23 protein-coding genes are annotated in these 24663 nt (G+C 71.8%); 13 read left to right on the top strand and 10 right to left on the bottom strand.

The genetic code is table 11. The features are described 5' to 3' along the window. The first annotated feature begins 85 nt into the window (after nucleotides 1-85). The gene (locus tag ACP4J3_RS42745) at nucleotides 86-1465 is read left to right on the top strand and encodes a glycoside hydrolase family 43 protein (RefSeq protein ID WP_426542255.1); all 1380 of its coding nucleotides are present in this window, start codon (nucleotides 86-88) and stop codon (nucleotides 1463-1465) included. An 8-nt stretch (nucleotides 1466-1473) separates the two neighbouring features. Here ACP4J3_RS42745 and ACP4J3_RS42740 read toward each other — a convergent pair whose 3' ends face one another. Next, nucleotides 1474-2430, bottom strand: a complete 957-nt coding sequence (locus tag ACP4J3_RS42740) for an ABC transporter substrate-binding protein (protein WP_426542253.1) — start codon at nucleotides 2428-2430, stop codon at nucleotides 1474-1476. Nucleotides 2431-2715: 285 nt separating this feature from the next. On the opposite strand from ACP4J3_RS42740, the gene ACP4J3_RS42735 reads away from it, so the two are divergent. Genes ACP4J3_RS42735 through ACP4J3_RS42715 form a run of 5 tightly spaced genes read left to right on the top strand, consistent with a single transcriptional unit; the run spans nucleotide 2716 to nucleotide 7702 of the window. Beyond that, on the top strand, nucleotides 2716-5751 hold the full coding sequence (locus tag ACP4J3_RS42735; protein ID WP_426542251.1) for an ATP-binding protein: 3036 nt from the start codon (nucleotides 2716-2718) through the stop codon (nucleotides 5749-5751). Next, a complete protein-coding gene (locus tag ACP4J3_RS42730) occupies nucleotides 5748-6224 on the top strand; it encodes a roadblock/LC7 domain-containing protein (RefSeq protein WP_426542249.1) in 477 nt (158 codons plus the stop codon). The genes ACP4J3_RS42735 and ACP4J3_RS42730 overlap by 4 nt, the downstream gene beginning before the upstream one ends. Before the next feature lie 21 nt (nucleotides 6225-6245). Continuing rightward, nucleotides 6246-6671 (top strand): DUF742 domain-containing protein, encoded by a 426-nt coding sequence (locus ACP4J3_RS42725; RefSeq protein ID WP_426542247.1) that lies wholly within the window; start codon nucleotides 6246-6248, stop codon nucleotides 6669-6671. A gap of 34 nt (nucleotides 6672-6705) precedes the next feature. Continuing rightward, nucleotides 6706-7233 carry a GTP-binding protein gene (locus ACP4J3_RS42720; protein WP_426542323.1) on the top strand — a complete coding sequence of 176 codons (528 nt, stop codon included), beginning with the start codon at nucleotides 6706-6708 and terminating at the stop codon, nucleotides 7231-7233. 52 nt (nucleotides 7234-7285) lie between these two features. Continuing rightward, a complete protein-coding gene (locus tag ACP4J3_RS42715) occupies nucleotides 7286-7702 on the top strand; it encodes a RidA family protein (protein WP_426542245.1) in 417 nt (138 codons plus the stop codon). Here the strand turns inward: ACP4J3_RS42715 and ACP4J3_RS42710 are convergent. From ACP4J3_RS42710 to ACP4J3_RS42690, 5 genes are all read right to left on the bottom strand, one after another. Beyond that, nucleotides 7699-8367, bottom strand: a complete 669-nt coding sequence (locus tag ACP4J3_RS42710; protein WP_426542243.1) for an ABC transporter permease — start codon at nucleotides 8365-8367, stop codon at nucleotides 7699-7701. The genes ACP4J3_RS42715 and ACP4J3_RS42710 overlap by 4 nt on opposite strands. Then, nucleotides 8364-9077 (bottom strand): ABC transporter permease, encoded by a 714-nt coding sequence (locus ACP4J3_RS42705; protein WP_426542241.1) that lies wholly within the window; start codon nucleotides 9075-9077, stop codon nucleotides 8364-8366. The genes ACP4J3_RS42710 and ACP4J3_RS42705 overlap by 4 nt, the downstream gene beginning before the upstream one ends. Next, nucleotides 9074-10228, bottom strand: coding sequence for an ABC transporter ATP-binding protein (locus ACP4J3_RS42700; RefSeq protein ID WP_426542239.1), 1155 nt, complete (start codon nucleotides 10226-10228; stop codon nucleotides 9074-9076). The genes ACP4J3_RS42705 and ACP4J3_RS42700 overlap by 4 nt, the downstream gene beginning before the upstream one ends. A gap of 75 nt (nucleotides 10229-10303) precedes the next feature. Continuing rightward, entirely contained in the window at nucleotides 10304-11752 is a 1449-nt protein-coding gene (locus ACP4J3_RS42695) for a sensor histidine kinase (protein WP_426542237.1), read from the bottom strand. Continuing rightward, entirely contained in the window at nucleotides 11749-12438 is a 690-nt protein-coding gene (locus ACP4J3_RS42690; RefSeq protein WP_426542235.1) for a response regulator transcription factor, read from the bottom strand. The genes ACP4J3_RS42695 and ACP4J3_RS42690 overlap by 4 nt, the downstream gene beginning before the upstream one ends. A 206-nt stretch (nucleotides 12439-12644) precedes the next feature. On the opposite strand from ACP4J3_RS42690, the gene ACP4J3_RS42685 reads away from it, so the two are divergent. Genes ACP4J3_RS42685 through ACP4J3_RS42675 form a run of 3 tightly spaced genes read left to right on the top strand, consistent with a single transcriptional unit; the run spans nucleotide 12645 to nucleotide 15091 of the window. Beyond that, entirely contained in the window at nucleotides 12645-13931 is a 1287-nt protein-coding gene (locus ACP4J3_RS42685; RefSeq protein WP_426542321.1) for a ferredoxin reductase family protein, read from the top strand. Between the two features lie 19 nt (nucleotides 13932-13950). Beyond that, nucleotides 13951-14349: an FMN-binding protein gene (locus ACP4J3_RS42680; protein ID WP_426542233.1), complete on the top strand. Its 399-nt coding sequence runs from the start codon at nucleotides 13951-13953 to the stop codon at nucleotides 14347-14349. A 1-nt stretch (nucleotide 14350) separates the two neighbouring features. After that, a complete protein-coding gene (locus ACP4J3_RS42675) occupies nucleotides 14351-15091 on the top strand; it encodes an FAD:protein FMN transferase (RefSeq protein WP_426542232.1) in 741 nt (246 codons plus the stop codon). A gap of 3 nt (nucleotides 15092-15094) precedes the next feature. Here the strand turns inward: ACP4J3_RS42675 and ACP4J3_RS42670 are convergent, their stop codons facing one another. Together ACP4J3_RS42670 and ACP4J3_RS42665 are read right to left on the bottom strand one after the other, a co-directional pair. Continuing rightward, entirely contained in the window at nucleotides 15095-15559 is a 465-nt protein-coding gene (locus ACP4J3_RS42670) for a hypothetical protein (RefSeq protein WP_426542230.1), read from the bottom strand. Further along, nucleotides 15559-16821 (bottom strand): molybdopterin-dependent oxidoreductase, encoded by a 1263-nt coding sequence (locus tag ACP4J3_RS42665; RefSeq protein WP_426542228.1) that lies wholly within the window; start codon nucleotides 16819-16821, stop codon nucleotides 15559-15561. Before ACP4J3_RS42665 ends, ACP4J3_RS42670 begins: the two co-directional genes overlap by 1 nt. 113 nt (nucleotides 16822-16934) lie before the next feature. On the opposite strand from ACP4J3_RS42665, the gene ACP4J3_RS42660 reads away from it, so the two are divergent. Further along, entirely contained in the window at nucleotides 16935-18299 is a 1365-nt protein-coding gene (locus tag ACP4J3_RS42660) for a hypothetical protein (protein ID WP_426542226.1), read from the top strand. 69 nt (nucleotides 18300-18368) lie between these two features. Further along, nucleotides 18369-19079 (top strand): DUF2470 domain-containing protein, encoded by a 711-nt coding sequence (locus ACP4J3_RS42655; RefSeq protein ID WP_426542224.1) that lies wholly within the window; start codon nucleotides 18369-18371, stop codon nucleotides 19077-19079. A 100-nt stretch (nucleotides 19080-19179) separates the two neighbouring features. Here the strand turns inward: ACP4J3_RS42655 and ACP4J3_RS42650 are convergent, their stop codons facing one another. Then, nucleotides 19180-22338 carry a SpoIIE family protein phosphatase gene (locus tag ACP4J3_RS42650; protein WP_426542222.1) on the bottom strand — a complete coding sequence of 1053 codons (3159 nt, stop codon included), beginning with the start codon at nucleotides 22336-22338 and terminating at the stop codon, nucleotides 19180-19182. A 109-nt stretch (nucleotides 22339-22447) separates the two neighbouring features. Between ACP4J3_RS42650 and ACP4J3_RS42645 the strand changes: the two genes are divergently transcribed. Then, a complete protein-coding gene (locus tag ACP4J3_RS42645) occupies nucleotides 22448-22969 on the top strand; it encodes an alpha/beta hydrolase family protein (protein ID WP_426542220.1) in 522 nt (173 codons plus the stop codon). A 165-nt stretch (nucleotides 22970-23134) separates the two neighbouring features. Then, nucleotides 23135-23884 carry a DUF4142 domain-containing protein gene (locus ACP4J3_RS42640; protein ID WP_426542218.1) on the top strand — a complete coding sequence of 250 codons (750 nt, stop codon included), beginning with the start codon at nucleotides 23135-23137 and terminating at the stop codon, nucleotides 23882-23884. Nucleotides 23885-23950: 66 nt separating this feature from the next. Here ACP4J3_RS42640 and ACP4J3_RS42635 read toward each other — a convergent pair whose 3' ends face one another. Then, nucleotides 23951-24532, bottom strand: coding sequence for an Rv1733c family protein (locus tag ACP4J3_RS42635; protein WP_426542216.1), 582 nt, complete (start codon nucleotides 24530-24532; stop codon nucleotides 23951-23953). Between the last annotated feature and the right edge of the window lie 131 nt (nucleotides 24533-24663).

The following is a 24663-nucleotide window of genomic DNA, read 5'->3' as shown; positions in this document are numbered from 1 at the left end:
CCGCACTCTCCTACTTTCTGGTCGATTCACCGAACTGCGTTCGAGATATCGGCCGTGAGATACCGACCACCCCCTGGAGAGCCGCATGTCGAACCCGTCCCGCAGACACTTCCTCGGCATGGCCGCGACCGTCCCACTCGCCGCGACCGGTGCCCTCACCCTCGGCACGGGGACCGCGCACGCCGCCGACTCGGCGTACGCGATGGTCTACTTCACCGAGTCCAACACCATGCTGGAGGCCGACTACAACCTCCATCTGGCCGTCAGCACCGACGGCCTGCGCTGGACGCCGCTCAACCAGAACAACCCCGTCGCCACCCCCACCCTCGGCGCCAAGGGGCTGCGCGACCCGTTCCTGCTGCGCAAGCAGGACGGCACGTTCGTCGTCATCGCGACCGACCTGAGCGGCACGGACTGGACCCGCAACAGCGTCCACATCCACGTCTGGGACTCCGCCGACCTGCGCACCTTCACCGGCTACCGGCTGCTGAAGCTGCACGACATGACCACCACGCACAGTTGGGCGCCGGAGGCGTTCTGGGACGCCTCACGCGGCCGGTACGGCATCCTCTACTCATCGGTGAACAGCAGCGGCCACAACGTCATCATGGTCAGCTACACGACCGACTTCCGTACGACGACCAGCCCTCAGGTCTTCTTCGACCCCGGCTACGACGTCATCGACGGCAACCTCACCATCGGCGTGAACGGCGTCAACTACCTGTACTTCAAGCGGAACGGCACCCTGGTCGGCGCCCGCTCGACCAGCCTCACCCCCGGCAGCTTCACCCCGTTCAGCACGGCGGTGAACCACGGCGGCACCGAGGCCCCGACCGTGGTCAAGTCCCTGACCAGCGACACCTGGTACCTCTGGGGAGACACGTACTCGCCGAACGGCGTCTTCTACGTCTGGCGGACGAGCAACCTGGCCTCCGGCACCTGGACGGCCCTGGACCAGAGGCTCTACACCCAGCCGCTCAACTCCAAGCACTGCGGCATCCACCCGATCACGTCGACCGAGTACGGCAACCTGATCGCCCAGTGGGGCGTCCCCGCCTGGAACCGGCTCAAGTCGTACAACCACCCGGCCCGTTACATCCGGCACAGCGGCTTCGCCGGCCGGATCGACGCGTACCCCTTCGACCCGTTCCCCGACTCCCAGTGGAAGCTGGTGCCGGGCCTGGCCGACTCCTCCGGCGTCTCGTTCCAGTCGGTCAACTACCCGGCCCGGTACCTGCGGCACTACCGCTACGCCCTGCGCCTCGACGAGAACGACGGCACGTCGACGTTCGCCGGGGACGCCACCTTCTACCGCACGGCCGGGCTCGCGGACGCCTCCTGGGCCTCGTTCCGCTCGTACAACAACCCGACGCGCTACATCAGGCACTACGACTACGCCCTGCGCATCGATCCGGTCTCCACGACCACCGAGCGCCAGGACGCCACCTTCCAGGTCGGCTACTGAGCGGCAGGTCAGCCCAGCCCGGCCGACTTCAGCCAGGCCTTGGCCACGTCGAGCGGGTCCTTGTTCTCGATCTGGACCTGGGAGTCCAGATCGAGGAGCGTCTTGGTGTCCAGCTTGGCCGAGACCGCGTTGAGCGCGTCGACGCCCTCCTGGTTCAGGCCGCTCTTGTAGACCAGCGGGGTCACGTTGGCGAAGCCGAAGAGGTTCTTCGGGTCCTTCAGGACGACGAAGCCCTCCTTGGTGATGGTCGGGTCGGTGGTGAAGATGTCCGCCGCCTGCACGGTGTTCTTCGTCAGCGCCGCCTGGGTCAGCGGGCCGCCCGCGTCCAGCGCCTTGAACGACTTGAACTTCAGGCCGTACTCGGACTCCAGGCCCTTCAGGCCCTGGTGCCGGGTCTGGAACTCGGGCGAGCCGCCGATCACCAGGTCCGGGGCGATGTCCTTGAGGTCCTCGAGGCTGGAGTCGGCGGTCAGCTTGTGCTTCTTCGCCGTCTCGGCGTTGATGCTGACGGAGTCCTTGTTCTCGGCCGGCGAGGACTCCAGCAGCGTCAGCTTCGCGTCCAGCTTGCCCTTCACCGCCTCGTTCACGGCGTCGGACGACTCCTGCCGCGCCTTCGGGTCGAGGTAGGCGAGCAGCGAGCCGTTGTACTCCGGCAGGACGGTGATGGAGCCGTTCCTGAGCAGTCCGTACGTCGTCTCGCGGCTGCCGATGTTCGGCTTGTAGGTGACCTTGATGCCCTTGGCCTTGAGGGCCTCGCCGTAGATGTCGGCGAGCAGGATGGACTCGGCGAAGTTGTTCGAGCCGACGACCACGGTGTCGCCGCTCGCCCCGTCCCCGGCGAGCGGGTCGGACTTGTCGTCGGAGGAGGAACATCCCGCCAGCAGCGCCGCCGTGGCGGCGAGCGCGACGGCGGCCGCGCCGGGATGGTTCCTGAGGGACCTGCTGCGTGAAGCGGTGGAAGTCACGGTTCCCGTTCCGGATTCAGGGGGCTGGGAGAGCTCTTCCACTGATCCAATCCAGCCGGTTCTCGGTCAGTCAAGAGTGGTCAGGTCACGATTGGCATCAGAAACCGGAAGGTAACAGGCAGTTGTGCCGCGACGTGAAGGCGGGACGGTTGGGGTGCAGGGAGACGTAACGGATTCTTGACGTACAGTTCCGGTCACGGCGATCGAAGGGCAGTACTGTCCTTCAGCACAGCCGATCCCTATTCAGACAGCATCGGACAACAGCGGTCACGCGGAGGCGACTCGGTGTCCACGAACGAGGAGGGCGCACCTCGCCCCCGTCGGATACGCGGCTTCGCCGAACGCTGGCCCTTCCGGCGCAAGCTGAACCTCCTCGTCGGGGTGCCGCTCGCCCTGGTCGCCGTCCTGCTCGCCTACCTCATCGCCGACCAGACCGCGCAGTCGCGCGACGCGGCCGACGCCGCGCGACTGGTGCGGGAGAGCGCCGAGGTCGCCACGCTCGTCGACCGGCTGGCCGCCGAGCACCAGCAGGCCATCCTGCTCTCCGTACGGCACGAGGCCGCCGGCCGTGACGAGCCCTCGACCGCCGCCTACCGCACCGCACAGTCCATGGTGAACTCCCAGGTCGAGCGGGTGCGCGACGCCTTCGGGGACCAGCTGCCGCGGACCGAGGCGCAGGCGCTCAAGGGCGTCGAAGGGCTGAGCAGCCTGCGGGAGACCGTCGAGCAGGGCTATCTGCCCGCCAGCAACATCGACCCGGCCTACACCCACGCCGCCCAGGGGCTGATCGACGGCCTGGGCCTGGACCGCAACCCCGATCTCGCGACCACCTTCACCGGCAATCTGCTCGACTCGCTGCTGCGCGCCGGCGCCGCGCACAGCGCCTTCGAGACCGGGGTCTTCTCCGCCTCGACCGGTGACTCCAACGCGCTCGTCGAGTTCATCGGCGCGATCGGCTCCTACGACGAGTACACCCACCAGGCCGAACGCTTCGCCCGGTTCGCCACCGAGGCCCAGTCCGCGCAGCTCGACGGGATCAAGTACACCGCCGCACAGGCCGTCATCAGCCGGCAGTACGCCGACCTGCAGATCGACCCCGGCGCCGTGCAGGCCGGCTCGGCCGCCGAGATCCGCAGCTCGCTCGCGGCGGCGCTCGACTCCTACGACGCCTACCGCGACCAGGCCAGGACCCGGCTGGCGATCACCACCTCGCTCATCGACCAGATCGCCGACCGGGCGGACAGCGCGTCCGACACGGCGGCGTGGCGCGCGGTCCTGCTGCTGGGGCTCGCGCTGCTGGGCCTCGCCGTGTGGCTGGCCCTCGCGATGCTGGTGCGCCGCTCGGTGGTCCGCCCGGTGCAGGCCCTCACGGGGGCGGCGCGACAGGTCGCCGACGTCGCCGAGCGGGAGCTGGCGCGGGTGGCCGACGACGACGCCGAGGACGACGGTCCGCCGCGGCTGCGCGAGATGCCGGTGACGGCGCGCGACGAGATCGGTGACCTGGCCGAGGCGTTCAACCAGGTGCAGACCACGGCGGCGGCGCTGCTGGAGCGGCAGGTGCTGAGCCGGCGCAACGTCGCCGAGATGTTCGGCAACGTGGGCCGCCGGGTCAGTAACCTGACGACACGTCAATTGGCCTTGATCGACGCGGTGGAGCGTGGCGAGACGGACCCCGCGCTCCTGGAGCGCCTCTACTCCATCGACCACATCGCGGTCCGGCTGCGCCGCAACGCCGACAGCCTGATGCTGCTGGCCGGCATCCACGAGGCGGACCTCGACGCGGGTCCCACCTCGCTCACCAACGTCGTACGCGCCGCGCTCGGGCAGATCGAGGGCTACCGACGCGTGGAGCTGCGGGCGCGGACCGAGGCCGTGGTGGAGCCGGAGGTCATCGGCGACCTGACGCTGATGGTGGCCGAACTCCTGGAGAACGCGGTGTCGTTCTCGCCGGAGGGCAGCCCGGTCGAGGTGGCGGTGTCGGCGGCCGGCGACGACGCGGTGATCGTCGTCTCCGACCACGGCCTGGGCATGAGCCCCGAGCGCCTCGACGAGGAGAACGCCCGCCTGATCCGCCGCGAACGCCTCGACCTCGTGCCGACGAAGGTGCTGGGCCTGTTCGTGGTCGGCACACTGGCGCGCCGCTGGCAGATCGCGGTCACACTGTCCCGCACCCCGGGCGGCGGCGTGACGGCCGAGGTGACGGTACCGGCGACGCTACTGGTGACGGGCAGCACGACGGGCTCACTGGCAACGGCGGCGTTGGCGGCGGTGGCGGGGGGTTCGGCGGCGGCTGGCGGGGCGGCGGATGCGGAGGGCTCGGCGGATGCGGAGGGCTCGGCGGCGGCTGGCGGGGCGGCGGTTGCGGAGGGCTCGGTGGCGACTGACGGGTCGGCGGTGACTGACGGGTCGACAGCGACTGATGGCTCGGCGACGGCTGACGGGTCGGCGGCGACCGGCGGCTCGACGGTTGCGGAGGGCTCGGCGACGACCGGCGGCTCGACAGCGACATGCGCGGCAGCGGCGACCGGCGGCTCTGCAGCATCGGGAGAGTCCGAGGGCCCGGGCGCGAACATGGTCGGCGGGGCGCTGGTGCGGCAGGGCGGGCGTGTCGACGCGGTCACCGGCCCCGTGCCGTCGCCCGCCGCACAGGAGGACGCCGTACAGGAGGCGTCCGACGGGCCGCGGCCTCTCCCTCGCCGGGTCTCGCAGCGCGGAGCCGCGCAGAGCAAGGCGCCGTCGGTCCCCGAGACCCACGCCGGCGAGGCCCCGGCGGCAAACCGGCCCCGGCCCGAGAACGACGACCCGGCACCCACCGACCACACCCACGCGGCACAGCCGGCCCCGTCGACCCCCGAAACCCCGACCGACGACGCCCCGACCGCGAACCGGCCTCGCCCCGAGAACGACAACCCGGCACCCACCGACCACACCCCGGCAGCAACCCCGCCCCGCCCCGAGACCAACGCCCCGGCACCCACCGACCACACCCGTCCGGCACAGCCGGCCCCGTCGGTCTCCGTGGCCCGGCCCGACGCGGAACCCCCGGCTCGCCCGGCCCCCGCCACCCGCCCCCTGCGTCGTCGCGTCCGCGGTGCGACCCTGCGTTCGGGCGCCGGTTCCGTCGAGCGGTCGGCGGTTTCGCGGCAGGCCCCGCCGGATCTGGACGCGGAAGCGGTGCGTGCCGCGTTGGACGAGTTCGAGGCGGCCGTGGAGCGTGCGCACCGCGACAGTCGGCGCGACGGCGGCCATGGACAAAACGTCTCTCCCTCAACCCCCCACTCGCACCACCAGAACGACCTCCCGGAAGGAGCGCAGCAGTGAGCACGTCGACAGGTGGCACCCCGGCTCAAGCCGTCACGCCGGCCGAACTCAAGGCCGCCGCAGCCGACTTCACCTGGCTGCTGAACCGCTTCGCGACCGAGACGGCCGGCGTCGTGGACGCCATCGCCGTCTCGTCCGACGGTCTGCTCATCGCCGTGTCCGAGCTGCGGGAGCCGGCCGACTCCGAGCGGCTCGCCGCGATCGTCTCCGGCATCACCAGCCTGGCCGCCGGCGCCTCCGGCAACTACGGCCTCGGCGGTCTGAACAAGGTCATCATCGACCTGGAGGGCGGCCACGTCCTGGTCTCCGCGATCGGCAGCGGCGCCGTGCTCGGCGTGGTCACCGACAAGGAGGCCAAGCTGGGCAACATCGCCTACGAGATGACGGTGTTCGCCAACCGCGCCGGTGCCGCGCTCAGCCCGCAGCTCGTGCTGGAGCTGAAGAACAGCGTCGGCGCCGCGTCGGGCCGCTGACCCCCGGGAACGGACGACGCCATGGCGGACGGCACCCCACCACCGGAACCCAGCGGTCCGGACCCGGTCGGCTTCGCCTCCGCCGTGCGGCCGTTCCTGCTGACCGCCGGCCGGGTGGCGGACGGCGGCGACGGCGGGTCGATGCCCGTGGAGACCCAGGTGGTGGCCACTCCCGAGGGGCTTGACGCGCTCGAACGGCTCGCCTTCGAGCGGCACGACATCGTCGCCGTGTGCCGGCTGCCGCAGTCCATCGCGGAGATCGCGGCCCGGCTCCGGCTGCACCTGAACGTGGTGCGCGTCCTCGCCGAGGACCTGCGCGCCGAGGGGCGGTTGACGGTGCACGTACCCGACTCCGGCGTCGTCCACGACGCATCCGTACTGCGCAGGGTCATCGACGGCCTGCGCGCCATCCCCGACGCACGAGGGGTCCGCAGTGACAGCGACTGAACCGGCCACCGTACGACCGCCGTTGCCGGTCAAGATGGTGATCTCGGGTGGGTTCGGCGTGGGCAAGACCACCGCCGTGGGCTCGATATCCGAGATCGAGCCGCTGACCACGGAGGCCGCCATCACGGAGGTCGCGGCCGGCGTGGACGATCTGACGCACACTCCGCGCAAGACCACGACCACCGTGGCCATGGACTTCGGCTGTCTGACCATCGACCCGACGCTGAAGCTGTATCTGTTCGGCACGCCCGGCCAGGAGCGGTTCGGGTTCATGTGGGACGACATTGTGGAGGGCGCGGTCGGCGGGCTCGTCATCGTCGACACCCGGCGCCTGGACGACTGCTACGCCGCCGTCGACTACTTCGAGCACAAGGGCATCCCGTTCGCGGTGGCCGCCAACGCCTTCGACGGCCACGTCGAGCACACCCTGGAGGAGATCCGCTGGGCCCTCGACGTCACCGACGGCGTCCCGGTCGTCGTCTTCGACGCCCGGGAGCGCGGCTCGGTACGGGACGCCCTGCTGGTCGTACTGGAACTCGCCCTGGCGCGGACAGGGGCCTGAGAGAGGGGTTAGTCGCGGAATGCCCGCGCCCGTGCGGGAGTTGGCACATGTCATGAGTCTCGACGAGCGCACGATCACCAACCCGCCCGCTCTGCACGACCCGACCCCGTTGAGCTACAGCCACGCCGTCTCGGCACCCGGCGAACTCGTCTTCATCGCCGGCCAGTACGCCTCCGACGCGAACGGCGCGCCGGTGCCCGGTGACTTCGCGAGCCAGGTCGAGCTGGCCCTGGACCGGCTGGGCGCGGCCCTGGAGGGCGTCGGCCTGGGATTCGAGCACGTGGTCCGCCTCGGCACGTTCATCGTGGACCACGATGTCAGCAAGCTGGAGCCGCTCGGCAAGGCCTTGCAAGCCCGCTTCGGCGACCGTCTGCCCGCCCAGACCCTCAGCGGCGTGGCGTCCCTCGCGCTGCCGGGGATGCTGTTCGAGATCGAGGCGATCGCCGTACGGCCGTCCCCGCGCGGTTAGCCGCGCCTGCGCACCCCCGGCGACACCGCGAACCGCCCCAGTGCCCAGAACACCGCGAGGGTCGCCAGGGCCATCGCGGCCACCAGGGTCGCGCCGCCCACCACCTTCTCGTAGTCGCGCTGGTAGAGGCCGTCGATGATGTAGCGGCCGAGGCCGCCGAGGCTGACGTAGGCCGCGATGGTGGCCGTGGAGACGATCTGGATGGCGCCCGAGCGCAGGCCGCTGAGGATCAGCGGGAGCGCGGCCGGGAGTTCGACCTGGAAGAGGACCCCGGCCTCGCTCATGCCCATGCCCCGCGCCGCGTCCACCGGTGAGGGGTCGACGGAGCGCATCGCCTCGTAGGTGGTGACGAGGATCGGTGGGACGGCGAGGATGACCAGCGGGGTCATCACGTTGACCATGCCGAAGCCCACCATCAGGGTCATCAGCACCAGCAGGCCGAAGGTGGGCAGGGCCCGCCCGGCGACGGCGATGAACGCGAGGGCGTTGCCGCCGCGCCCGTAGTGGCCCGTGACCAGGCCGACGGGCAGCGCGATCAGGGCGGCGATGCCGAGCGCCTGGAGGGTGTACTGGATGTGCTCGCCCACGCGCGTGGGGATGCCGTCGTAGCCCTGCCAGTGCGCGCTGTCGCGGAAGAAGTCGCTGATGAAGTGGAACAGGTTCACCGGGCTGCGTCCTCCAGGGCGGCGGCGGCCGCGTCGGGCCGGTCGGCCTTCGCTCTCGTGCGTGTCCGGCGTGGCATCCACGGCGTCAGCAGCATGCGTACGACGACCAGCAGACCGTCGGCGAGGATCGCCAGGACGGCCATGGTGAGCACGGCGTTCAGCGCGAGCTCGGGCCGGTTGTAGATGTTGGCGTCGTTGATCAGGTTGCCGAGCGCGCCCTGGTTGCCGATCAGCGCGCCGACGCTGACAAGGCTGATGCTGGACACGGTCGCCACCCGCAGCCCGGCGATGATCGCGGGCACGGCGATCGGCAACTGCACCTGGACGTAGCGGCGTACGGGTCCGAAGCCCATGGCCGTGGCGGCGGCGAGGGTCTCCTGCGGGACCGAGCGCACGCCGTCGACGATCGCCGGGACCAGGACGACGAGGCTGTAGACGGTGAGCGGGATCATCACCGTGAGCTCGGTCTGGCCGGTGTAGTCGATGAGCAGGACGAAGAAGGCCAGGGAGGGGATGGCGTACAGGACGGTGGTCACCCAGAGGACCGGCGGGTACAGCCAGCGCAGGCGCACGCACAGTTGGGCCAGCGGCAGCGAGATCACCAGTCCGGCCAGGACTGGCAGGAGGGCTTCGCGCAGGTGCAGCCCGATCAGTCCGAGCCAGCTGTGCTGGAGGTCGCTGGGGATGTCGAAGAAGCGGTCCCAGTTCATCCGGCGACCTTCGCGGCCGTGTCGTCCTCGGCGGTGCCGGCCGCGCGCCCCTCGGCGTGGGCGCCGCGGATCGCCTCGGCGATGGTCTGCTGCGAGACGACTCCGGTGGCCCTGCCGTCGGTGTCCACGGCGACGGCCCAGCCGGTGGGCGAGAGCACGGCGCAGTCCAGCGCGGCGCGCAGCGAGTCGGTGCCGGGGACGAACGGCCGCCCGTGCGGCAGGAGTTCCTGCGGTGCGATGCTCCCGGCGGTCAGGTCCTGCGGCTCGCTCCAGCCCAGGGGCTTGCCGTCCGCGTCGGTGACGAGGAGGTAGGGGGCGTCGGCCGGGTCGTGCGCGGCGATCTGCTCGGCGGTGGCGTCGATCGGCACGACGGGCGCGGTGCGCAACTCCAGCCCGGCGGCGGGGAAGAAGGACAGCCGCCGGATGCCGCGGTCGGCGCCGAGGAAGTCCTCCACGAACGCGTCGGCGGGGTGCGAGAGCAGCTCGGCGGGCGGGGCGAACTGCGCGAGCTTGCCGCCGGTGCGCATCACGGCGACCATCGTGCCGAGCTTGACGGCCTCGTCGATGTCGTGGGTGACGAAGACGATGGTCTTGCCCAGCTCCTCCTGGATGCGCAGGAGTTCGTCCTGCAGGCCCTTGCGCACCACGGGGTCGACGGCCGAGAACGGCTCGTCCATCAGCAGCACCGGCGGGTCCGCGGCGAGCGCCCGCGCCACGCCGACGCGCTGCTGCTGGCCGCCGGAGAGCTGGTACGGGTACCGCTTGGCGAGCGTGCCGTCGAGGCCGACCCGCTCCATCAGCTCCCGCGCCCTGGCCCGGGACTTCTCCTTGCCCCAGCCCAGCATCCGGGGCACGGTGGCGATGTTGTCGAGGATCGTGCGGTGCTGGAAGAGTCCGGCGTTCTGGATGACGTATCCCATGGACCGGCGCAGGGTGTTGACGGGCTGCTGCCGGCTGTCGACGCCGTCGATGAGGATGGTGCCCTCGCTGGGCTCGACCATCCGGTTGATCATGCGCAGCGTGGTCGTCTTCCCGCAGCCCGACGGCCCCACGAGAACGGTGATCGAGCGGTCGGGTATCTCAAGCGAGAGCCCGTCGACCGCCACCGTGCCGTCCGGGTACCGCTTGGTGACTGAATCTATCCGTATCAAAGCGCCGAATACCCCTCGGGTTTGGCAGAAGTCGCCCGCTTTTGACCACGAGCTCCGGGCCGTTGGGGCTCGAGTCTAGACGTCCCTCCCGACCGCCAGCGGAATCGTCACCATGAACACCGTGGCCCCCGGCTCGCTGCTCAGATCGATCCGGCCGCCGTGGGCGCGCACCAGGGACTGGGCGACCGCCAGGCCCAGGCCGCTGCCGCCCCGGTCCCGGCTGCGGGCCTTGTCGACGCGGTAGAAGCGGTCGAAGACCCGCTCCCGGTCGGCGGGCGGGATGCCGGGGCCGGCGTCGGCGATGCGGACCACCGCCATACCGGCCGCGAGTGCCACCGCCACGGACACCTGGGTCCCGGGCGGGGTGTGCATCGCCGCGTTGGTGAGCAGGTTGTCCAGGACCTGGCGGATGCGCTGGGGGTCCAGGCGCAGTTTCAGGGAATCGGGTCCCGGGGTCACCGTCAGCGGGTGGCCGGCGTGGGTGGCGCGGAACGCGTCCGCCGCCTGCTCGACCAGTTCCACCAGGTCCGCCTCCTGCGGGCGCAGCGGTGTCTCGACCTCGGCGGCGTCCAGGCGGGCGAGCAGCAGCAGGTCGTCCAGCAGGAAGCCCATGCGGGCGGCCTCGGCGCGCAGGCGGGCCAGGTGCTTGTCCCGTTCCTCGGGGGCGTTGGCGGCGGCGTACTGGAACAGGTCGGCGTATCCGCGCACCGACATCAGCGGGGTCCGCAGCTCGTGCGAGGCGTCCGCCACGAAGCGGCGCAGACGCTGTTCCGCCTCCGCGCGGACCGCGAGGGAGTCGTCGATGTGCTCCAGCATGGTGTTGAACGCGGTGCGCAGCTCCTCCACCTCGGGCCCACCGCCGCGCGCGTCGTGCCGCACCGGCAGCCGGCCCGAGTCGGTCAGGTCGTGCGAGGTGATGTCGCGGGCGGTGTGCGCCATGTCGCTCAGCGGCTTCAGGCCCCGCCGCAGCATGCCCCGCCCGAGCACCACGAGGGCCAGCAGCGCGAGCCCGAAGGTGACGGCCTGGATGGTGATCAACTGGCTGACGGTGTCCTCGATGTCCGCCATGGGCGCGGCGCTGACCAGCACCACGCCGGGCTCGACCTCGCAGGCGCGCAGCCGGTACTCGCCCTTGCCCCTGATGTGCTCGGTGCGCAGGATCTCCGTGTGCGCGGTGGACTGGTCCCGGGCCAGGGAGGTGAAGTCGTCGACGTCCTCGGGCAGATCGCCGGGGTCCTCCGGCCGGCGCAGCACGGGTGTGCCGTCGTCCACGTCATACACGGCGTAGTACCAGCTGTAGTACTTCTTGCCGGAGAGCGTGCCGTAGTCCGCGATGGACTTGGCCTGGGCGATCTGGCCCTGCGCGAGCGTCGTGTCGAGCTGGGCCGACAGGTAGTCGCGCATGTACGTCGTCAGGGCCGTGCCGACGACCGCGAACACCACCAGCGACAGCGCCCCGAGCCCGAGCGCCAGCCGGGTCCCGAGCCGCATCCCGCGATACGCCCGTCGCAGCCGCCCGCTCACTCGGGCGCCTGCCGGATCACGTACCCGAAGCCGCGCACGGTGTGGATCAGCGGTGCGCCGGTGTCGTCGAGCTTGCGGCGCAGCCTGCTGACGACCAGCTCGACGACGTTGGAGCGGCCGCCGAAGCCGTACTCCCACACATGGTCGAGGATCTGCGCCTTGGTGAGCACGGTCGGCGACTTGCGCATCAGATAGCGCAGCACCTCGTACTCGGTGGGCGTGAGCGTGAGCAGCTTGTCGCCGCGGCGTACCTCGCGGGTGTCCTCGTCCATCGTCAGGTCCGCCACCCGGAGGACGGAACGCTGGAAGCCGGGGCCGGAGCTGCGGCGCAGCACGGTCCGCAGCCGGGCCATCAGCTCCTCCACCGCGAACGGCTTGACCAGGTAGTCGTCGCCGCCCCGGGTGAGCCCGGCCACCCGGTCGGCGACCCCGTCGCGGGCGGTCAGGAACACCACGGGCACCATGGCCCCGGCGGCGCGCAGCCGGTCCAGGACGCCGAATCCGTCCAGGTCGGGCAGCATCAGGTCGAGCACCACGATGTCCGGGTGGAAGTCGGTGGCCAGTCGCAGCGCCTCCTCGCCGGAGTTCGCGGTGACCGCCTCCCAGCCCTCGTAGCGGGCGACCGTCGCGACGAGGTCGGCGATGGGCGGGTCGTCGTCCACGACCAGCAGGCGTACTTTCTCCACCCGTTCATAGTGCGGTACCCGGCGACGGCCGTCGGCGGCGGGTGGGGTCCGCGGCCACATCGATAGATACTTGAAAGATCTACGACAGCTTTTCGACAGCCCCCGCGGGACAAGCTCGGTATCCCCAGCACGACATCAAGGAGCTGTCACCCGTGACGACGACCGTCCAATCGCCTCCCGCGCCCCCCACGGCGATACGCCCCAGGGTGGTCGCCCGCACGGGCCTCTACGCCCTGCTGGCCGCGAACGTGGCCGCGGTGCTCTACTTCTTCTTCGCCGCCGGCTTCGCCTCGAACGCGCTCATCGTGGCCGGCCGCCTCACCGGTCTGTTCGGCGCGCTGCTCATGGCCTTCCAGCTGCTGCTGGTGGCCCGGCTGCCGTGGCTGGACCGCCGGATCGGCATGGACCGGCTGACCTCCTGGCACCGCTGGACCGGCTTCAGCGTCCTGTGGGCCCTGCTCGCGCACGCCGTGTTCATCACCTTCGGCTACGCCCAGTCGTCCTCACTGGACCCGGTGAACCAATTGATCGACCTCGCCGAGACGATCGAGGGCGTGCTGCGCGCGGTCGTCGCGCTCGGGATCATCATCGTGGTCGGCGTGGTCTCGGCCCGGTTCGCGCGGCGCAGGCTGGCGTACGAGACGTGGCACTTCATCCACCTGTACACCTATGTCGCGGTGGTTCTGGCGTTCACGCACCAGGTCGCGGTCGGTACGTCCTTCACCTCGTCCTCCGCGGCCACGGCGTACTGGTACGCGGTGTGGGGCGTCGCACTGGGCGCGGTGTTCGTCGGCCGCCTGGTCCTCCCGCTCTGGCGGAACTGGCGCCACCAGTTCCGTGTCTCGGCCGTGGTCCCCGAGTCCGACAACGTCGTCTCGGTCTACGTCACCGGCCGCGACCTGGACAAGCTGCCCGCGCGGGCCGGCCAGTTCTTCCTGTGGCGGTTCCTGACGAAGGACCGCTGGTGGCAGGCGAACCCCTTCTCCCTGTCGGCGGCGCCCGACGGCAGCCAGCTCCGGCTGACCGCGAAGGCGGCCGGCGACGGCTCGGCGGCCCTGCGGCACATCGAGGTCGGCACGCGCGTCTTCGCCGAGGGCCCGTACGGCGCGTTCACCGCGATGCACCGCACCCGGCCGGAGGCCGTGCTCATCGCCGGCGGCGTCGGTGTCACGCCGATCCGGGCACTGCTGGAGGAGCTGCACGGCCACGCGGTCGTGATCTACCGGGTCGCCTCCGACCGGGACGCGGTCCTGTACGGCGAACTGGTCGAGCTGGCCCACGCCAAGGGCGCCGAGCTGCACCTGGTGACCGGCCCGGCCACGCCGGACAAGCTGGCCCCGGCCGAACTGGCGCGGCTGGTTCCGGACATCACCGACCGGGACGTCTTCCTGTGCGGCCCGCCGCCCATGATGAACGCGGTGATCGGCAGCCTGCGCGAGGTGGGCGTGCCCAAGGAGCAGGTCCACTTCGAGCGTTTCAGCCTGGCCGGCTGAGAAGGACAAGGAAGACATCGTGAAGCGAGCAGTACCCGTCCTGGCCCTGAGCATCGCGGGCCTGGTCCCGGTCTGGCTCTACGAGCCGTCCCTCGGCACGACCACCACCCAGACCGCGTCACCGGCCTCGACGCCCTCGACGTCGTCCGGCTCCGGGAACACGGTCGTCAAGGGCTCGACCGTGCAGACCGAGAAGGGCCCCGTGCAGGTCGAGGTGACCTTCCAGGGCACCAGGATCACGGCCGTGAAGATGCTCCAGCAGCCCAACCACCCCCAGACCACAGCCGCCGTCCCGAAACTCATCGCCGAAACCCTCGAAGCCCAGAGCACCGACATCGACACCGTCTCCGGCGCCACCATCACCAGCAACGGCTACAAGGAATCCCTCCAGGCCGCCATCGACGCGAAGGCCGCCTGACGTGCATCGCGTCGAGCATGTGATGGGGTTCCCGGTCTCGCTTCGGGTCGATGACGAGCACGTGGGCGAGGATGTGGCGGACGCCGTGTTCGCGTGGCTGCGTGAAGTCGACGCCCGGTTCAGCCCGTTCAAGGCGGACAGTGAGGTCTGCCGCCTGGACCGGGGGGAGATCGCGCGCGGGGACGTCAGCGCGGACCTCGACGAGGTGCTGGGGCTGTGCGAGGAGTACCGGGTCGCCACGGGCGGCGCCTTCGACGTACGGCTACCCGGGCGCGGGCTGGATCCGTGCGCGGTGGTCAAGGGCTGGTCCGTGCAGCGGGCGGCCGAGCTGCTGAAGGCGGCGGGCGCGAGGCGCTTCGTCCTCAACGCCGGGGGTGACGTGGTCGCCTCCGGCGGGCCCTGGCGGGTGGGGGTACGGCATCCCGAGCACGCCGAGAAAGTGTGCACGGTGGCCGAGCTCACCGACGGGGCGATCGCGACGTCCGCGCGCTACGAGCGCGGCGACCACATCATCGACGGGCGGACCGGGCGCCCGGCGGCCGGACTGCTGTCGTTGAGTGTGGTGGCGTCCTCCCTGACCGTCGCGGACACGGTGGCGACCGCCGCGTTCGCGATGGGCGCGGAGGGCGTCGAGTGGGCCGCCGCGCGCAAGGGCTGCGAGGTGTTCGCGGTGGACGCCGAGCGCAGGGTCCTGCGGACGGAGGGCTTTCCCCGGCCGTCCGGCGCCGGTTCGGCCGAGTAGGCGTCAGTGGGCGCGGGCGGCCGCCTGCTTCGCCTCCCTGCGCCGGCGCAGCACGAACACCACCGCCGACCCTCCGAAGAGCACGGCCGTGATCAGCAGCCAGCGGGCCGGGAAGCCGTCCGGGTTCAGGCCGGTGCCGGAGGCGTAGCGGTCCGCCACGCGGCCGGTGATCAGCGGGAACCAGATCAACAGGAGCAGCAGCGACAACGCGGCGGGGACGCGGACGTACGGCATCCAGCGGCGGCGGTCGACCCCCTCGAAGCCTCGTAGCAGCGCCCGGTCCGCCGCCCCGTACAGCGGCACCAGCACGAGGTCGTGCACGACGGCCGCTCCCACGAACCACAGTGTGACCTCGAACCACTCGCCCTCCAGCAGCCGCACTCCCGCGTATCCGGCGAGCGCGAACGAGCAGGCGAGCAGGAGGATCTGGAGGGGGCTGCCGACGGGGAGGAGCTTGGGTCGTCGCATCACAGGTCTCCGAAGGTCATCCGCGCCACCCACTTGGTGTTCAGCACACCGGGCGCGGCCGGCACGATGATCCGCGCCGGGTAGCCGTGGTCGGGGGTCAGGTCCTCGCCGTTGGCGAACAGGGCGAGCAGGGAGCGGGAGTCGGCGACCTGGTTGGCGCGCAGGGCCGCCCGGCGGAAGGCGCCACGCCGCTGCAGCGACTCGACCAGTACGTCCGGCGGATCGCCGTCGTGGCCGACCAGCGCCGCGAGGTCGCGGAGCCGTACGCCGCGCCACCACTGGTCAGACGTCGACCAGCCCTCCACACAGGCGATGGGCAGCGCCGCGCTGTGCAGCGGCATGTCGAGCAGGTCGGCGCGGCTGAGGCGGACCGTGCGCCCGCCCCGGCCCACGACCACCAGCCGCCACGCCTCCTCGTCCGTCTCGGCGTCGCGGATCCCGGCGTACTCGGCCGTCTTGTTGATCTGGAAGGCGCCGGGACCGCTGCCCGGTTCGGCGCCGCCGTGCGGGGCGAGGAGGGCGGTCCGGCGCAGGGCGCCGTCGAAGTTCTGCCCGACGGTCGTCAGGAACAGCAGCAGTGACCCGCCGCCGACGAACCACAGGGCGCCGCGGCGGGAGACGGTCGGCTCGGCGGGGTCCGGTGGGACCAGGTCGTCCTTCTCCTCCCTCTCCTCCTTCCCTTCCCTCTCCTCCTTCTCCTCGCGCAGCCGGCGCAGATTGCGCCAGGCCACGGGCGTCTTCAGCGCCACGTGCGCGACGAACGCGGCGAAGAACACCCAAGCGCCGTAGAAGTGCAGGGTGTAGAAGGAGCCGGGGAAGATGTAGTCGAGCTGGATGTTGAGCACGCCCGTGACGAACTCGAACAGCGCGCCGCCGACCAGGAGCAGCAGCGAGATCCGCTCCAGGGCGTGCGCGAGGGACCGGGCCGGCGGGAGGGTGAACAGCCTCGGCACGACCGACCACAGCTTGGCCAGCAGGACGGGGATCAAGGTGATGCCGAGCGTGACGTGGATGCCTTGGTTGAGCCGGTACAGCCAGTGCGGGTCGGTCGGCCAGGAGAAGAGATAGAAGCCGAGGACGCCCTTGTCCGGGGTCTTGTCGTTGACCGGCGCCAGGTTCGGGTTGTAGGCGGCGTAGGACACCAGCCCCGTCACGAACAGCACGGTGATCCCGCCGAGCAGCACGACACCGAGGACCGAGGTCAGCCGGGGGCCGCGCAGCGGGCTGCGCCAGAAGGAGGGAGAGAAGGGGGACCTTGCCATGGCCCGACCGTAGGCCGGGGCAGGGCCCGGAACACCGCGCGAACCATGACGAATCGCTGACGTCCCCGCCCGTCACGCTTCCGGCCGACGCCGGGCGCCTTAGCGTCGGGAACGTGATCCGCGATCTTCTGCCCGAGGCCCGCCCCGACACCGGCGCCGGCGCGCGCCGGGACCTCCGCCGCGATCTGTACGCCGCCGCGGCCGCCGCGCTGCTCTTCGCCGTCGCCGCGGTCGTCGGCGCCGTCATCCAGAACCGGTACGGAACGCTCCATGTGAACTTCGCGCCGTTGCTGGCCGAGTGGGAGCCGCATCTGGGGCCCGGCACACCGGCCGCGCTCGCCGTGGCGGTGGCCGTGGTGGTGCACGGCCCCTCGCTCGCCGGCCGGCTGCCGTGGCGCTCCCTCCTCGCCGTCACCTGGGTCACCGGCATGGCCTGGACCTGGTCGCTGGCCCTGGTGGACGGCTGGCACCGGGGCATCGCGGTCCAGTTGACGACGCCGCACGAGTACCTGCGGGTCATCGACCGCTTCCACGACATCCCCGCCGCCCTGCGGGACTTCTCCGGCCACATCCTCCTCGAGTCACCGGACAACTGGCCCGCGCATGTGGCCGGGCATCCCCCGGGCGCCACGCTCACCTTCGTCCTCCTCGACCGGATCGGCCTGGGCGGTGGCGGCTGGGCGGGAGCCTGGTGCATCACCGTCGGTACGACGGCGGCGGTCGCGGTGCTGGTGGCCGTGCGCGCCCTGTCCGACGAGGGGCTCGCCCGCCGGGCCGCGCCCTTCCTGGTCCTCGCCCCGGGGGCGGTATGGGTGGGCACCTCGGCCGACGGCTACTTCGCGGCCGTCGCCGCGTGGGCGGTCGCGCTGCTCGCGCTGGCGGTCATGGGGCGCCGTCCGGGGTGGACGGGCCTGGCCTCGGGTCTGCTGTTCGGCTGGGCGGTCTACCTCTCGTACGGCCTGACCCTCCTCGCCGTGATCGCGGCCGCCGTCCTGCTGCTGGGCTCGCGGCGCGCCCGCCCGCTGCTCTTCGCGTCGGCCGGTTTCCTGGTCGTCCCCGTCGTGTTCACCGTCCTGGGCTTCGACTGGTGGGAGGCGTACCGCCTGCTGGTCACCCGCTACCACCAGGGCGTCGGTGGTGAGCGGCCCTACGGCTACTGGGTGTGGGCCAACTTCGCCTGCACGGTCGTGATCGCGGGCCTGGCGACGGTGGCGGGGCTTCGGCGGGCGGGTGTGACGCTGGTCCGGCGCACGGAGAGAGCCCCGGTCCGCCTGGCGATTCTTGTGCTCGGCGCGCTCGGCGCGCTCCTCGTCGCCGACCTGTCCGGGATGAGCAAGGCGGAGACCGAGCGGATCTGGCTGCCGTTCGCGCTGTGGCTGCTGCCGGCCTGTGCGTTGCTGAGAGGGCCGCGCGGCTGGCTCGCGGGGCAGGCCGTGCTCGCGCTGCTCGTCAATCACCTTCTGCTGACGGGCTGGTGAACACCGACGAAGAATGTAAGGTTAGGCTTGCCTAAGTCGAACCGGACCGGATGTGCTCGAAAGGTTCCCATGTGTGCTGCCTCCTGCCCCGAGCCGACGCCCGCCGAGCGTGCCCGCTCGGTGCTGGCGGCGGCCGGTTCGCTCACCGTCACCACGCAGGGCCATCGCGTCGAGCTGATCGGCCTGCACACCGTCGACGCCGCCGCCCGGCTGCTGCTGCACAACCCGCCGGACGGCCATCCGGCCGCCGAGCTCGCGGTGGCGCCGCACGGTGATCCGGCCGCCCTGGTGGAGTTCACCGACATCGCCCCCGTCGCCGTGCGCGAACGGGTGCGCGCCCGGCTGACCTTGGGCGGCCGGCTCAGCGCCCTCGGCCCGAAGACCCTGGTGTTCAACCCGGCCCGGGCCGTCCTCGCGGAGGGCGACGGCACGGCGGTCGTCGTCGGCCTCGACGAACTGACCCTCGCCTCCCCCGATCCGCTGGCCACCCACGAGGCGGAGATGCTGGCCCGGCTGGCCGCGGCCCACGCCGACACCGTGGCCCCGCTCGCCCGGCTGCTCCCGGCCCGGGAACAGCTCGGTGCGACCGTCGTACGGCCGCTGCGGCTCGACCGGCACGGTCTGGTGCTGCGGTCCGAGACTCCGGACTCCCACCACGACACCCGCCTGCCCTTCGGCGCCTCGGCCACGCACCCGGGCGAGGCGGTCCGCCAGATCCACCTCCTGCTCGCCCGGGCGACCGCCCGCCCCCGCCGCCGACGCCTGCCGACCAGCCCGTAGCCCCACAGCCGCCGACCTCCGGGCCACTCGCCGAGCCTTCCCGTCTCCTCAGCGAAGCCGCCCGGAGGTCGGCTCACCGTCCGACGCCCCGCAGCTCCCGCTACGGCAACGGCTGTTCCGTCCAAATGATCTTGCCGTTGGGTGTGTAGCGCGTGCCCCAGCGCTCGGTGAGCTGGGCGACGAGGAACAGGCCGCGGCCGCCCTCGTCCGTGCTGCGGGCGCGGCGCAGTCGGGGCGAGGTGCCGGCGCCGTCGGAGACCTCGCAGATCAGGGCGCGGTCGCGGAGCAGGCGGAGCTGGACGGGGCCGGTGGCGTGGCGGATGGCGTTGGTGACCAGTTCGCTGACGATCAGCTCGGTGGCGAAGGCCAGGTCGTCGAGGTGCCAGGCGGCGAGCTGGTCGGTGACCGCCACCCGCGCACGGGAGACGACCGCCGGGTCGCTGGGCAGGTCCCACTGGGCCACGCGGTCGTCGCCCAGGGCGTGGGTGCGGGCGATGAGCAGCGCCACGTCGTCGCCGGGGCGGGGCGGGAGCAGGGCGTCGAGGACGGCCTCGCAGGTCTCCTCGGGCGGCAGGTCGACACGGGAGAGCACGGCGCGGAGCTGGTCCAGGCCGGCGTCGATGTCGCGCTGCCGGTCCTCGACCAGACCGTCGGTGTAGAGCACCAGTTGGCTGCCCTCGGCCAGCTCCAGCTCGACCGTCTCGAAGGGCATGCCGCCCAGGCCCAGGGGCGGGCCGGAGGGCAGGTCGACGAACTCGACGGCGCCGTCGGGGGAGACGACCGCGGGGAGGGGGTGCCCGGCGCGGGTGAGGGTGCAGCGCCGGGACACCGGATCGTAGACGGCGTACAGACAGGTGGCTCCGACGATGCCGGAGTCGGGGCTGTTCTCCGCCGCCCAGCCCTCGCCCCGGTCGAGCCGGCCGACCAGGTCGTCGAGGTGGGTGAGGAGGTCCTCCGGCGACAGGTCGAGGGAGCAGAAGTTGTGGACGGCGGTGCGCAGCCGGCCCATCGTGGCGGCGGCGTGCAGACCGTGCCCGACCACGTCACCCACCACCAGCGCGACCCGCGCGCCGGACAGCGGGATGACGTCGAACCAGTCGCCGCCCACCCCGCCCGACGCCGGCAGATAGCGATACGCGACCTCGACGGCGCTCTGCTCGGGGCGGCCCCGCGGCAGCAGGCTGCGCTGCAGGGCGAGTGCCGTGTTGTGCTCGCGGGTGTAGCGGCGGGCGTTGTCGATGCAGATCGCCGCGCGGCCGACCAGTTCCTGGGCCAGGGACAGATCGTCGTCCTCGAAGGAGGCGGGCTGCAGCGAGCGGTAGAAGCTGACCACGCCGAGGGTCGTGCCGCGGGCCCGCAGCGGCACGGCGATCAGCGAGTGGATGCCGGCGGCGAGCACCCGCCGCAGCTTCTGCGGATCCTGCGCGATCCACCCGGCCGCCTCGGTCAGCACGGGCTCCATGACGGACCGCCTGGTCTCCAGGGCGCGGGCCTGCGGCGTGGACGGGACGTACTCGACGAGGTCGCCGACGTCGTACAGATTGTGCGGCTGCCTGCGTACGGCGCGGATGGCCACCCGGCGCAGCCCGGTCCGGCCGCCGAGCGCCTCCGGCTCCTCGCCGCGCAGCACCGAGTCGGGCAGGTCGACGGCGACGAAGTCGGCGAACCGGGGGACGGTCACCTCGGCGAGCTCCTCCGCGGTGCGGGTGACGTCGAGGGTGGTGCCGATCCGCACGCTCGCGTCGTGCAACAGCTCCAGCCGCCGCCGCGCGAGGACGGCAAGCCGGCCGACACCGGGCTCGCCGACGAGCAGCAGCCAGCCGTCGGTGGCGGGGGATTCGCCGTCCGGGTAGGGGGCGGGTACGTCGGATACTGCGGTCCCGGGGGTGTTGTCGCCGTCCGGGAAGGTCTCGGGGGATGGGGGCGCGGCGGGGTGGTGCGCGGTGCCGCTGCCGGCTGCGGTCGGGGACGTGGCGTTCGGGGTGGATGCCGGTGCGGCTCGGGGCTCGGGCGCCGGGGGTGCGGGAGGTGGTGGTGCGGGGGGTGAGGTCACCGCGACGGCGGTCGGGGCTTGCGTGGCGGTCGCGGCGTGGGTGACCACGGGATTCGGCGAGACCGTGCGCGGCATCGCCGATCCGACGGACACCTGTACGGCGGATCCGACCGACGGCTGACCGGCCGAGCCGGCCGACCCTTGGCGGGCCGAGGCAGCCGAGCCTTGAACGGCCGAGCCCACCGGACCCCCCGCACCCGGCACTCCCCGGCCCTGCGATACCGCCACCGCCATCGCCACCGCGCCCGCCTCCGCCTCCGCGGACGGCGCCAGCCCGACATGCCGCAGACGCGGTCCTGCGACCACCCGCGCCTCGACGGCGACCCCGGTCTCCCCCGCCGCGCCCTTCAGCGGATGGCGCAGCAAGGTGGCCGTCCGGCCGCTGGGCAGGGTGACCTCGTCGAGGGTGTGGTGCGGTGCGGCGATCAGTTCCTCGGCCTTCTCGCGCAGCACGGCCATGTCGATCCGGCTGAGGGCGGCTTCGGCACGGTCCGACTGCAGTTCCCCGGGCTGCTTCGGCCAGCCCCGGGCACGGCTGCCGGCCCGCCGGTACGCCGCGAGGAGCGCGCGCTCGCGCAGGCTGGCCTGCTCCAGCAGCCGGGCCTCGATGTCCCGGGCGGCTTCGCGGACCATCCGCACCATGGCCGGGTCGCCCTGGTCGCGCAGGCAGGTGAGGTCGAGGATGGCCTCGATGCGCCCGCTGAGCGGGTTCCGGACGGGCGCGCCCGCGCAGGCGAAGGGCTGGAGGCAGTCGGCGAAGTGCTCGCGGCCCACGATGTAGACGGGGCCGCGTTCGGCGAGGGCGGTGCCGACGCCGTTGGTGCCCACGACCGGCTCCGAGGCGTCGAACCCGGGGGCGAACCGCACCTCGTCGAGGCGTTCGCAGAGCTGCCGGCCACCGCCGATGCGCTCCACCATGCGGCCCTGTCCGTCACAGACCGCGATCGTCATGCTCACCTCGGTGAGGGACGCGGACAGGCCGTGCAGAACCGGGTGGGCGGCGCGCAGGAACTGGTCGCCCAGCGTCAGGTCCTCGGTGTAGGAGACCACCAGGTGGTGCGGCTCCAGCCCGACGGAGCGGCAGCGCTTCCAGGAGTCGAGCACCGAGTCCCGGACGTCCGACTCGACCAGTGAGCCGGCGAGGAATCGTTCGTGGGCATCGACGAGACCGCCGATGTCGTCCCAGGTGACGGACAACGGGATCACTTCCCTCAGCCGCAGCCGACCCGGCCACGCACCGCCGTTCGACCCGCGGCCGGGGGAGCTTCGGCAGGCGCTACCACCGTAGTCCTTTCGTGACGCGCATCACAATGACTTGCTTTCGGCTGGAGCACCGCGGTTCCGACCGGAGCAGGACCTCCTCGCCCGCAACGGCTATGTCGTCCTGCACACCGACTACCGCAACCACGCGGGCTCCGACGACGCCCCCGACAACGACGTCAACCTCCGGCTCGGCTACACCGAGGACGTCATCAACGCCGTACACGCCCTGCGCTCCGCCGCCCGGCCGAACGTAGACGACGGGCGGATCGGGCTGCTGGGGCGGTCGATGGGCGGTGGAGTGGTGTACAACGCCCTGGTCGTGGCGCCGGGGCTAGGGGGTGGTGGGAAAGCCCCGCACAAGGCACCCACGGCGCCCGGCCCGCACCCTCGCCGCACCGGCACCGCCGACGACACCTGCCCCCTGGCCTGGACGCGGGCGACCGTCGCCGCGTTCGAGGCGGCGGGCAAGGACGTGGAGCTGCGGACGTACCGAGGCGAGGGACACACCTTCGGGCCGCGGTGGCCGGACTCGATGGACACCACCATGGCGTTCTTCGAACGCCGGCTGCGCTGACCGGCCGGGCTGCACGGCCGAACGGCAGGTTCCATACGCGCAGTTCACGGGGATCTGTGATGAACGACGCACAGCCGGCCGTAAGTTTTTTCCCGCGGCGATGATTGTTTCGCGCGTTCCATCCGTACCTCAGGGGGCACCGAGCCGTTCATGTCAGGAGTCACGATGCCCATCTCGCGCCGCATGGTAGGCACCGTCTTCGTGGGAGGCGCCCTTGTCCTCACCGTGTCCGCCCTCGCCTACCCCGCCATGCTGGGTGTGGACAACGCCGCCAACAACCAGGACCGCGTCATCGCCAACACCCCTTACGGCCCGCTGACCGAGGCCGACCGCGACTTCGTCGTCAAGGTCCGCGCGGCGGGTCTGTGGGAGCACCCGCTCGGCATGGCCTCGATGCAGAAGGGCACCACAGCGGCCATGAAGGAGGCCGGCGAGCACCTGGTCGTCGGGCATGGCCGGCTCGACGAGTCCTGCCGCAAGATCGCCCCGGAGCTGAACATCACCCTGCCCAACCAGGCGAGCCCGCAGCAGCAGCAGTTCGTGGCCACCGTGAACTCCAAGACCGGCAAGGAGTTCGACGCCACGGCCGTCGCGATCATGCGGGTGACGCACGGGCAGATCTTCCCGGTCATCGCGAAGATCCGGGCCAACACGCAGAACACCCTGGTCCGTCAGCTCGCGGACCAGGCGAACGACACGGTGCTCGACCACATCACGGTCCTGGAGAAGACCGGCCTGGTGAACTTCGACGCGAACAACTTCCAGCAGACCACGCCGCCGAAGCTCCCCAGGGAGCAGCTCACCCCGCCCCCGCCGCAGCCGGGCAGCCCGGTCCTCACCCTGCCCATCCCGAAGGAGCTGGAGGACCTCAACACCGTGTCCCCGGCACCGGCCCCGAGCCCGTCGGCCGGCTGACCCACGGGAGTCGGTGATACGGCACCCTCGCGGACCCCGCCCGGGTGCCGTATCACTGCGCCTTCATCACCCCATCTTCCACCCCCACGGCGTGTCCAGCCGCTCCCACTCCGCGGCCCACTGTTCCAGTCGGCGCCGCTCCAGCGCCAGCCGTACCACCCAGGCGGACCCCAGCGCGAGGCTCGCGGTGGCCGCGCCGGCCAGGATGCCGCCGGCGACCGAGTGCATCAGGATCTCGGCCTCGGACAGCGGCGCCTTGGGGAGTATGCCGTTGCGGTCCGCCCACACCTCGACCTTGCCGCCCGCCTTCGTCTTCGGCGGCACCCGCGCCTCGTCCGTGCGGACCGCGCCGTCCTGGTCGGTCCAGCGGACGGTGGCCCACACCAGATGGTCGGTGGCCACCCGCGTGGGCCCCGGATCCTCGGCGTCCTTGACCAGTACGGCCGTGACCTGGTGGCTCTCGGCCCGCTGCTGCTCCGCCGAGCGCACGACCGCGTCCGCCGCCGTCAGGCCGCCGAACACGGCGCCGACCAGCGCGAGCAGCCAGCCGCACAGCACGACCCAGGCCTCGATGACGTCGCTTCGCCGCCTGAGCGGATTGCGCCGCCACCGCCACAGCCGCACTTTCGCGCACTGCGACGCAGCCATGCCGACACCCCCTTGAGCACCGACAGCTCTCTTCCAGTGTGCGCCCGATGCCGCCGTCGCGTGGGTGCGCGCCCCATTGAATGAAGCATTCAGCATCTCTAGCATCGCTCGGTGGATACATTCACCCCCTC

Source organism: Streptomyces sp. UG1 (genome assembly GCF_049974585.1).
Classification (GTDB): domain Bacteria; phylum Actinomycetota; class Actinomycetes; order Streptomycetales; family Streptomycetaceae; genus Streptomyces.
This window is presented reverse-complemented; position numbering and strand designations above follow the sequence as displayed.